The following is a 10,119-nucleotide window of genomic DNA, read 5'->3' as shown; positions in this document are numbered from 1 at the left end:
TTACCCCCGAAATCACCGGGTATCATCCAGGAAATTTTATATTTGCTATAAGCCAATCGCTTAAGTTAACGACATTGAGTTACTATTCACATGGATCATCTTCTTTGTCTTTTTTCCATGGCCATCTCCATGGTTCCCAAACATGATAACCTGTAACAGAAAATCCTGGGGTTACAAATCCTACTTCCCAGAATGTATCTCCACCACCTTCAAAGCTATAACCATATTGGAATCCAGCCCAATACCCTCCTTGAACGCCTACATTCCACCCTGGAGTGGGATCTGAGGGCGACCATGTCACGGCAACGCCCCCAGGTGGAGAGACGACTCCTCCACCGGCATAAGGATAAATTCCCTCTGTTCCTTTGCCGGGTCGGACCAAGCTAATAGGCTGATTTGACGACAGAACGACGAAAAACCGGCGCTGATTTCTGTCTTAAAACGTTGTTTTTGCCATCGAAATGGGCCTTTTAAGACCGGAGGGTCCTTGATGTTTTGCTGAAGGTCCCCGAAAAAAGATCACCTGAAAACTTCAACCTTGTTCAGACTCCTACCCCGACCACATGGCAGACAGGTACAAAAATCCGCTTGCTTTTTACCCCACGATTCTTTATTTTAGTATTATGGTGTAAGCTAAAATAACCATAAACCTTATTTTAGGTTGTGAGCAGGACATGAGAAGAAAGCTCCAAGGGCATTATCTTACGATATCGACGATGGGTGAGAGGGTACAGGCCTTTGTGCCTGCTCCGCTGCCACCGCGTCCACCCATTAATTGGACAACCCCGCTGCGAGACAAATTCGACCAGGCGCTACTGTCTTTAGGGCGGCTGGACAGTGTATCGATGCTACTGCCCGATACATCCCTTTTCCTCTATATGTATGTCCGCAAGGAGGCCGTACTCTCTTCCATGATCGAGGGGACGCAATCTTCACTTTCAGACCTGTTGCTGTTTGAACTGGATCAGCAACCGGGCGTCCCGTTGGACGACGTGCGGGAGGTCAGCAACTATGTGGCAGCGCTCAACCATGGGCTGAGCAGGTTGGCCGAAGGGTTTCCGCTTTCCTTGCGGCTGATCAAGGATATCCATGGCGTGCTTCTGGCCAAGGGCCGTGGCAGCAATCAGACTCCGGGGGATTTCCGGCGCAGCCAGAACTGGATCGGCGGAACCCGGCCCGGCAACGCTGCGTTCGTTCCACCTCCGGCTGAGCAGGTACCGGATTGCATGGGCCGGCTTGAACTCTTCCTGCACAACCGACCCGAACCGACACCGGCTCTGCTAAAGGCGGCGTTGTCCCATGTGCAGTTTGAAACGATCCATCCGTTCCTTGACGGAAATGGCCGTCTTGGCCGCCTGCTGATAACCCTGATACTGTGTGAACAGAAAGTGCTGCGGAAGCCGATGCTCTATCTGAGCCTCTACTTCAAGACCCACCGTCCGTATTACTACGAGTTGCTTGACAAGGTGCGTTTGACCGGTGACTGGGAGGCCTGGCTCGAATTCTTTGCCGAAGCCGTCATCTTCACCAGTACCCAAGCGATGGAAACGGCGCGGCAGCTTACGGACGTGTCGAACCAGGACCGCATGAAGATTAACGTGCTTGGACGGGCAGCCGCTTCCGCCCTGGATTTACACCGCGCCCTGCTGGAGCGCCCCATCGCCACGCCAGGCTGGCTGGTGGAAAAGACCGGCATCACCCCGGCCACAGTCAACAAGGCCCTAGGGCACCTTGAGCGCATCGGCATTGTGCGGGAAATGACTGCACAGAAACGCAATCGGCTGTTCAGTTACATTGAATATGTGGAGATCATGAACCGTGGCACTGAGCTGCCCCCTGAATAATAGACGGGGCATCCTTTTTTAGTCAAAAAAATAGGGCCGCAACATAATCTAACCTATTGATTTTATTGGTACGCCCGGCAGGATTCGAACCTGCGGCCTACGGATTCGAAGTCAGGTTCACGGAAAAATTAATAATGAACAGTGAGTAACAAAAAGCGACATCGGGGTCAAACCTTGAATCTTGATTAAAATACCCCGGTTTTTCTTTTTCTTTTTATGACGCTTTATTTCCTTTCCCGTAATTACGATCTTTAGAAATTGAGCTTCCCGATGTTTAGAAATCCATCTCTAAAATACTTCACCGGCAAATAATGCCCTGACAAAATCTTTCACCGGAAAAACCTGAATCGCACCAAATCGGTAGCTGCGTGTCCCGCAATAAACGCCGATCATGCGATCCACCTTAACGCCGGCGGCAGCAGCAGCCAGATCGAGCATCGGTTTGCCCCAGGCCCGATCCCAACGCTCGGACCGCTTGACTTCGATGGCCGTTATGGCGGGTGGGCTTTGGGGCCGCTTGGGAGCGGTTTCGATAATAAAATCGATTTCGACTCCGGCAGGTGTTCGATAATAAAACACAGGGCGATGCTTGCGCCCGACCTCGTTGTAAACCCGCAGCTCGTGATAAATCAGCGTTTCAAGGGCTGCTCCCTGCCAGAGCCGGTCGCTCGGATTACGCAGCAGGCCGGCTGCCGCCCTGGCGACACCGGGATCAAACCAGTAGAACTTCGGTTGGGCTGCTTCGCGAACCTTGAGCCTGGGCCGCCATGCTGGAAGCATGTGTCCCACCAGGGTGTCGCTTAAAACAGCAAAATAAGTGTCCACCGTGCTGCGGGCCACCGCTGCCTCACGAGCGATATTCTGAACGTTGAGAGCCTGGCCGTTAATCTGACCCGCTACTGAAAGAAACCTCACAAACGGCGGGACATTTCGAATCAGCCCCTCGGCTTGCAGCTCTTCCTTTAAATACGTATTGACATAAGCGGCCAGGATGTCCGCTGCGTCTTCCGGTTCATTGCGGACGAACGGCAGCAATCCCCATTCCAATGCGAAATCCAGATCGAATTCCTTGCCAAGTTCGGCGCCGGAAAAGCTTTCCAAGGATAGCGTCAAGGCCCGGCCCGCCAACAGGTTGGCGCCACCCCGTCGCAGTTTGCGGGCGGATGATCCACAGAGGGCAAAGCGCCACCGGCGCAACTCCATGAGTCGATGGACTTCGTCCAGCAGGGCAGGCACTTTCTGGATTTCGTCCAACACCACCCAGTCGCCTTCTGTGCGACTGCCGATCAGGGCTTCGAGACGATGAGGGTCACGCGAAAGCTCGAGAAACAGGGACGCGTCCAGCAAATCCAGGCGCAAGGCATCCGGTAGAACCTGCTGCAGCCAGGTGCTTTTTCCTGTCCCCCGCGGGCCGAAGAGGAAAAAAGACCTTTCGGGTCTCTGGAGAAGTCTTGGTATGGTATCGACGGGCATGTTATGCTTTATGCCAGTTATCTTGTAAAATTGCAATGCATATTTACAATATGATTAGCAAATAGTCTGAAAAAACCAAGTCACGACACCTGATTAAAATAAAAGGGGTTATGGTGTTTTACCATAACCCCTTAAAATTATTATTGGTACGCCCGGCAGGATTCGAACCTGCGGCCTACGGATTCGAAGTCCGGCGCTCTATCCAGCTGAGCTACGGGCGCAAGATTAAGCCTCTGCAAATCGCCCTCTTTCGCCCAATTTCGGTGTCATGCTCGGATTTTAATCTTCAACATACTAACAGTATGCCTCAGTCTTAAAATCTTCGCCTTCCTTGAAATTGATCGAAACTGAACAATTTCCAGAGGCTTAACGATACTTTAAAATGGGGTGAGTGATGGGACTTGAACCCACGGCAACCGGGGCCACAACCCGGTGCTCTACCAACTGAGCTACACCCACCGTATAGCGGAAATCTACCTAACAGATTGTGCGTTCCATTACAAGCAGAATTGTTGTTGACATCATCATGCGCTATTATACACTAAATTTCAACCCAAATTCATAGCTGTCCAAATTTGATACAATTTCTTCACAATGGGGTTGATTTCATGGGGCTTTTGGATCTATATGGGCCTCTTTCAAATCCAGGGTCACCGCAGAGGCGCAGAGAACGCTGAGGGAATGTTCTTATGATCCAATCGGGAGAGGGCGATTGGATTATAAACTCTAACCCTACGGGTATGGATTCAGTTAGCTTTTCATGGCCATGGGACTGCGAAAATTTATGCTCTGATATGGAAGAAGGCTTTTTATTCGGCGGCCCCTCACCGCCGGATAAAAAATCACTTTGCGTCCTTAGCGTCTTTGCGGTGAGATTTCTGTTTTAGACAAGGATGACCCAAATTAATACATCCACATTCAGGCGACTGAAAGGCTGATATTCTTGTGAACCGATTCTATATTTTTCTCATCCGTGCCGTTCTGGGAGCCGCCCTGGCGCTCATCCTGATGCGGTTTTTCTATCCGGCCGCCAATCCTGTTTTTGTGGCGGGTCTCGGAATTTTTATGGTGGGAATGGCTTATGTGACCGAGTACTTTCGAAACCGCAAACCCAAGAATTGACTATAAGGAGTTTTCTGATCTGTGAAACAGTTTATTTTAGGAACGGCCGGGCATATCGATCATGGCAAAACCGCACTGGTAAAGGCCCTTACCGGCGTTGACACGGACCGGCTCAAGGAAGAAAAAGCCCGGGGCATCACCATTGAGCTGGGGTTTGCCGCCCTGAATCTTCCCGGCGGGCGGCATCTCGGGATTGTCGATGTTCCCGGCCATGAAAAATTTGTAAAAAATATGGTAGCCGGCGCCACCGGCATTGATATTGTCGCCATGGTGATTGCCGCTGACGAAGGGGTCAGGCCCCAGACCCGGGAACACCTGGAAATATGCATCCTGTTAGGCATTCAGCACGGTGTCATCGTCCTGACCAAAACCGATCTGGTGGACGAGGAGTGGCTGGAACTGGCCAAGGAGGACATACAGGATTTTGTCCAAGGGACCTTCCTGGAGGACGCGCCCATGCTGCCGGTATCGGCGCTGACCGGCAGCGGCATCCCTGAACTGGTCTCGACCCTGGATGATCTGTGCGCCAGCATCCCTGAGCGGGCCCTTTCGGATATTTTCCGCCTGCCCATCGACCGGGTTTTCACCATGAAGGGGTTTGGAACGGTGATTACCGGCACCCTTATCTCCGGCAAGGTGCAGGTCGGCGATTCCGTCATGATATACCCGTCCCAAACAACCTCCAAGGTCCGCGGAATCCAGTTTCATAATGACAGCGTGGCGCAGGCCTATGCCGGCATGCGTACGGCCATTAATTTTCAAGGCCTTGAAAAGTCCGCTGTTTTCCGCGGGCAGGTCGTTGCCGGCGCGGGCACACTGGTGCCGAACTACATGATAGACGTTTCCTTTCAGTATCTCGCCAGCAACAAAAAACCATTAAAAAACCGCTCCCGCGTCCGGTTCCACACCGGAACCAGTGAGGTGCTCGGCAACCTGATCCTGCTGGAAGCCGACGAACTGATGCCGGGAGAGACAACGGTGGTTCAAATCCGTCTGGATACGCCCCTGGCCACCATTAAAGACGACCGCTACGTCATCCGTAGTTATTCGCCTGTGCGCACCATCGGCGGCGGACGGGTATTGAATCCCATCCCGCAAAAACATAAGCGGTTTAAAGCCGACATTGTCCAACGCCTGAAAGGCATCCTGGCGGGTGATCCGGAAAACAATATCGCCTACTATGCCGAAGAGGCCGGCTACGGCGGCGTTTCTTTTGCCAATCTCAGGATTATGACGAACCTCCCGGAAAAGCAGCTCCAGCAGGCCCTGCAGAACCTGATGTCCAAAAAAACACTGCTCCAGATCGATAAGGAGAATAAGATCTATATCCACAACGACACCATGGAGAAGCTGAAACAGGACTCGCTGGCGCACCTGAAAAATTACCATCAGGTCCATCCCCTCAAGGAAGGCATGTCCAAAGAGGAGCTTAAATCCAAATTCCCGCCGATCTTGACCCCCCGGTTTTTTAACCAGGTGCTCAATCAGATGGTAAAAGATAACGAGATCGTTCAGGATGAAAACTTCATCCGCCTGCAAACCCATGCCGTATCCCTGGGCGGCGACCAGACCGACATCAAAAATAAAATTCTGGAGTCTTACCGACAGAGCGGCCTGACCCCGCCCTATTTTCGCGATCTCAGCAGCACACTTCCCACGGATGCGCCCCGGGCCAAAGACATGCTGATGCTGCTCATCAATGAAGGGCGGATTATTAAAAGCAAAGATGATCTGTATTTTCATGCCGACACAATTGCCGAATTGAAAGACAGAATCATTGCGTTTCTGCAAAGCAACGGCGAAATGACACCGACCCAGTTTAAGGATATGACCGGCCTGTCGCGCAAATACCTCATCCCGCTGCTGGAATATTTCGATTCTCAGAATGTGACCATCCGCGTTGGAGACGTTCGCAGGCTCCGGTCGCGGTAGGAGAAGAATCCCGATCCGGGGGACCGAACTTTGTTTATCATCAGAGGGGATTTCTTTGCTTGCTTTGCGTTCACCTAATAAAATTTCAAATAACAAATCCCAAATATCAAACAAATTCAAATGACCAAAATTCTAAAATAAAAACGTTTTGCCTTGGAGGAGTTTGATCATTGAGTGGTTGAATTTGAGATTTGTTTGTAATTTGGTGCTTGGAACTTGTATTTTTATTGACCTGATCCCAAGAACCTGTTTTTCTAAAATGAAACCATAAACTGTTTATGTCGCAATGTATACATCAGGAGGGGAAAATGAAAAAACCTGTCTATAAAAATCTATTTAATCCTATGAGGATTGATGGCCTGAAATTGAAAAACCGCATCACCATGGCGCCGTTGTATCTGGGATACGCGGCTGCCGGCGGCAAGGTCTCCCCCCTGCTGCTTTATCATTACAAGGAGATGGCCCGGAGCGGGGCTGCCATGATTATGATCGAAAACGCAAGCATTTCGCCGAATGGGAGCGGCTCGGACCGGACCATCCGATGCGATCATAATCGCTATATACCCGGTCTTGAAAAGCTGTCCCTTACCATAAAGGATGAAAGCTGCTGCGCCGGTTTGCAGATTAACCACGCCGGACGTTTTGCCCATGTGGCCGATGCAGTGGCCCCCTCTGGGGTGCCGGCATTTAACAGGACCCCGCGCGCGTTGACAAAAAAGGAGATTGCCGCCATCCAGAAACAGTTTGCTGCTGCCGCCTTAAGGGTCAAAAAAGCGGGGTTCGATCTGGTGGAGCTTCATGGCGGGACCGGTTATCTCCTTTCGCAGTTCGTCTCACCCCGGACCAATCAGCGCACCGACAGGTATGGCGGATCCATTGAAAACCGCATTAACTTTCCCGTAGAAGTTTTAAAACGCGTGAAGGACAACGTGGGGGATTTTCCGGTGGGATACCGTTTTCTGGCCGATGAGTGGATGCCGGATGGACTTGGACTTAAAGAATCCGCGGTGCTGGCAAAAGAACTGCAAAAAGAAGGGGTCGCTTATCTTTCCGTCATGGGCGGCACCTATGAATCTTTTTTCCGGCCGGATATCGTCAGAAAGTCCCAAAAACCCGGATACATGGCATCATTGGCCGGTGCAATCAAAAAACAGGTGCGGGTGCCGGTAATCGCAGCCGGTCGGATTTCAACCCCTGCCAAAGCGGAGTCCCTCCTGACCGGCAAAAAAGCGGACCTGATCGGCCTGGCGCGCATGCTGTGGGTGGATCCGACGTGGCCGCAAAAAGCCAGAAAAGGAGCGGATCGATCGATCTTAAAGTGCAGCCCTAAGTGCGACGCCTGCTTTAAGCTGGTGATGCAGGCAAAACCGGCCTTCTGCCCGAGATGGAACAAAGAAAAACGCGCTGTTTACCGGGAGGTTTTTAAATAGAACCGACCCGTCACGCTTGTCTCCATCAACCGGAATCGAGTTGCAAAACATAGGCTCGCCTTCAGGACAGGGGTCGGTCAGGCCTTGCTCTCATTCAGGGTGCCGGGCGCCCGGAGCATTAAAACCGGCACGCGCGATGCCCGCAGGATTCGATCGGCAATGCTCCCCCTAACCCACCGGCTCACCCCGGAGCGGCCGTGGGTTGCAATGAAAATCATATCAACGCCGTTGGCTTCGGAGTAGTCTATCGGTTTATCCGCAACGTTTCCGACCAGAACCTCCGTCTGGAATTTCACCCCACTATGTTTCAGTCGATTCACCACACCTTTAAGGTATTTCTCAGCCGCAGAAATTCTTTCTGCTTTAATTCTCTTGGTGTTTTCTTCTATCAGCTTATAATCCATTTCGCTGACCTGATATCCGCCATGCGAACTCACCGGGACAGGTTCCGTGACCCGCACAAATACGATCGTGTTTAGTTGGCAACCTGAAATAAATGCCTCAATATGCGGGAGAATACATTCGGCCAGCTTCGAGCCGTCCAAGGGAACCATAATTTTTTTATACATATTCCCTCCTTTCTCAAATTGCCTTTCGCATTACCTTTCAAAAGTATTTTGCGCCGGCTGAATAAAGACCCATTCCTTCACTTTCACGCGACTGACACCATTTCACGGTTGCAAGGGTTACCGTTCGGCAACCTTCACAGGCCTGGCCCGCCGGACAATTTTGCGGACAGCTTTCACGCCTGATATAAATCATCGTTCCGGGTTTAAAGCTATAATGGCTCTTAATGGCTGTGGTCCAATTTGTTAGCATGATAATTGGCCCCCGACAGATTTGTCTGGCAGATTAAGGAGGCTTTTAATCGATGCCGGGAATCTTTTCTTTTTTCATAAAGTATTGTCATTCCAGCACCTGGGGCACCCTAAAACGGTTATGATCCGATCCGATCCATCTGCCCGTAAAAAAAATTCTGCTGTGACAGAGAATAGGTTTCAAGTTCCGCATACCCGTTGAAACAGGATACGAGATTGGCCAGCCGGTTTTGCAATTGATTTAACATGCGACAATCATTCGAACACCGGGGCAGATTCTTTTTTAAGGCACAATCACGGCAGGGACTTTTCGCCAGGTAACCCATTTCAAGATCGAGCTTATTTCCCCTTATGTTGGTGCCTCCCATGGGATCATCCTCCAGTGACGTTCCTCGCCCAAAAAGGGCAGCCTTTCATTTGTGCCGGTTTATTTCACGCTAATTGGGTACGGTTAAAGAACAGCAAGGCGCCTTGCCAGGATGGCGGCCGGCAATTTCAGAATCAGGGGATATGCTTATCTTAACTCCAGATTTAAGACGCTGTTGTCGCTCCCGAAACAATTCGGGCAACACTGGTCGTTGCAAGGGTCCAGCAGCCATTGCCCATCCGCTATAAACTTATATTCGTATGTTCCGGGGGGCATCATCAGCGTTCGGTTCCATCTGCCGTTTACATCCTTCTTCATGGGGTGGGCCTGGGGGTCCCATTTGTTAAAATCGCCCAGCAAGAAAACCTCTCTGGCACCGGTTGATTCAAACGAAAATTTTACTTTTCTCAGGCTGCCTCTGGATTTTACCTTTGCCTTTGTCATGGCTGATCTCCTTATTTGTCGTTGCTAAAGTCGCTCTTCTGTCCAAACCCCGGGGGCGGCAGGCAGTATGGTTTCCAGCAGCAGTCTCTCTGGCTGCAATGCCGGCTGGCCTTTCCGAAGCAATCCGGGTTTCCCTCTATACGCTGAACGCTTCGAATCAGCCGGGCTAAATCGAACCGATTCTCCTCTTGAGAATTGTTTTCCTTTTTTCCCATTTCAATCTGTCTCTGTAACGTATCAGGGTGTATTAATATGGACTTTATAGAATTTGTCCATAGGAGAAAGGCTTCAATTTTCATAGGAAAATTCCCTATATGGGAATACCATCCATACGCCGGAAAAAATTTCCAGGTGGTTTTATCGGTTTTTTCCCGGATTTCGGAAATTTGGAGTGACTGCAACGATATTTGTCAGCGGAGCCGCTATGACCTGAAAGGAGAAGAATTCTAGAGCGGTTTTCAAAAATAAATTCCGCCGGAAGGATGTTTTCAGCGGTACTTTGATAACGGCTATAATGTTGCGGGCGGGGGGCGGGATTATGTTTTCCAGCTATCGATGTCGATGATGCCGAGCTTTGCGGCATAGCGCACCAGTTCTAGCGTGCTGTGCAGATCGAGCTTGCGCATAATATTGGCACGGTGGTTTTCAGCCGTTTTAGGGCTGATGAACAGTTTGTCCGCCACTTGTTG

Annotated in this window: 10 protein-coding genes and 2 tRNA genes; 4 read left to right on the top strand and 8 right to left on the bottom strand. The window is 50.8% G+C overall.

The genetic code is table 11. The features are described from left to right. The first annotated feature begins 674 nt into the window (after positions 1–674). Complete coding sequence (locus P1P89_20560) at positions 675–1,844, top strand: Fic family protein (GenBank protein MDF1593907.1); 1,170 nt, start codon at positions 675–677, stop codon at positions 1,842–1,844. A gap of 288 nt (positions 1,845–2,132) precedes the next feature. On the opposite strand, the gene P1P89_20555 is transcribed toward P1P89_20560, so the two are convergent. From P1P89_20555 to P1P89_20545, 3 genes are all read right to left on the bottom strand, one after another. Then, positions 2,133–3,317, bottom strand: coding sequence for an AAA family ATPase (locus P1P89_20555; GenBank protein MDF1593906.1), 1,185 nt, complete (start codon positions 3,315–3,317; stop codon positions 2,133–2,135). 144 nt (positions 3,318–3,461) lie between these two features. Next, positions 3,462–3,538, bottom strand: a tRNA-Arg gene (locus tag P1P89_20550). Between the two features lie 162 nt (positions 3,539–3,700). Beyond that, a tRNA-His gene (locus tag P1P89_20545) sits at positions 3,701–3,776 on the bottom strand. A gap of 486 nt (positions 3,777–4,262) precedes the next feature. On the opposite strand from P1P89_20545, the gene P1P89_20540 reads away from it, so the two are divergent. From P1P89_20540 to P1P89_20530, 3 genes are all read left to right on the top strand, one after another. Further along, positions 4,263–4,439, top strand: a complete 177-nt coding sequence (locus P1P89_20540) for a hypothetical protein (GenBank protein ID MDF1593905.1) — start codon at positions 4,263–4,265, stop codon at positions 4,437–4,439. Positions 4,440–4,460: 21 nt separating this feature from the next. Beyond that, a complete protein-coding gene (selB, locus tag P1P89_20535; protein ID MDF1593904.1) occupies positions 4,461–6,371 on the top strand; it encodes a selenocysteine-specific translation elongation factor in 1,911 nt (636 codons plus the stop codon). A 308-nt stretch (positions 6,372–6,679) separates the two neighbouring features. Further along, on the top strand, positions 6,680–7,801 hold the full coding sequence (locus P1P89_20530; GenBank protein MDF1593903.1) for an NADH:flavin oxidoreductase: 1,122 nt from the start codon (positions 6,680–6,682) through the stop codon (positions 7,799–7,801). Positions 7,802–7,878: 77 nt separating this feature from the next. Here the strand turns inward: P1P89_20530 and P1P89_20525 are convergent, their stop codons facing one another. The 5 genes from P1P89_20525 to P1P89_20505 form a co-directional block, all read right to left on the bottom strand. Next, positions 7,879–8,370: a universal stress protein gene (locus tag P1P89_20525; protein ID MDF1593902.1), complete on the bottom strand. Its 492-nt coding sequence runs from the start codon at positions 8,368–8,370 to the stop codon at positions 7,879–7,881. Positions 8,371–8,738: 368 nt separating this feature from the next. Next, on the bottom strand, positions 8,739–8,987 hold the full coding sequence (locus P1P89_20520; protein ID MDF1593901.1) for a hypothetical protein: 249 nt from the start codon (positions 8,985–8,987) through the stop codon (positions 8,739–8,741). A 146-nt stretch (positions 8,988–9,133) separates the two neighbouring features. Further along, complete coding sequence (locus P1P89_20515) at positions 9,134–9,430, bottom strand: isoamylase early set domain-containing protein (protein ID MDF1593900.1); 297 nt, start codon at positions 9,428–9,430, stop codon at positions 9,134–9,136. Positions 9,431–9,441: 11 nt separating this feature from the next. Beyond that, positions 9,442–9,645, bottom strand: coding sequence for a hypothetical protein (locus P1P89_20510; GenBank protein ID MDF1593899.1), 204 nt, complete (start codon positions 9,643–9,645; stop codon positions 9,442–9,444). Positions 9,646–9,966: 321 nt separating this feature from the next. Next, positions 9,967–10,113, bottom strand: coding sequence for a LuxR C-terminal-related transcriptional regulator (locus P1P89_20505; GenBank protein MDF1593898.1), 147 nt, complete (start codon positions 10,111–10,113; stop codon positions 9,967–9,969). Positions 10,114–10,119 lie beyond the last annotated feature (6 nt).

The sequence above is a fragment of the Desulfobacterales bacterium genome (genome assembly GCA_029211065.1).
In the GTDB taxonomy this organism is placed as follows: Bacteria; Desulfobacterota; Desulfobacteria; order Desulfobacterales; family JARGFK01; genus JARGFK01.
Note: the sequence above shows the minus strand (reverse complement) of the source record. Positions and strands in the feature narration are given on the sequence as shown.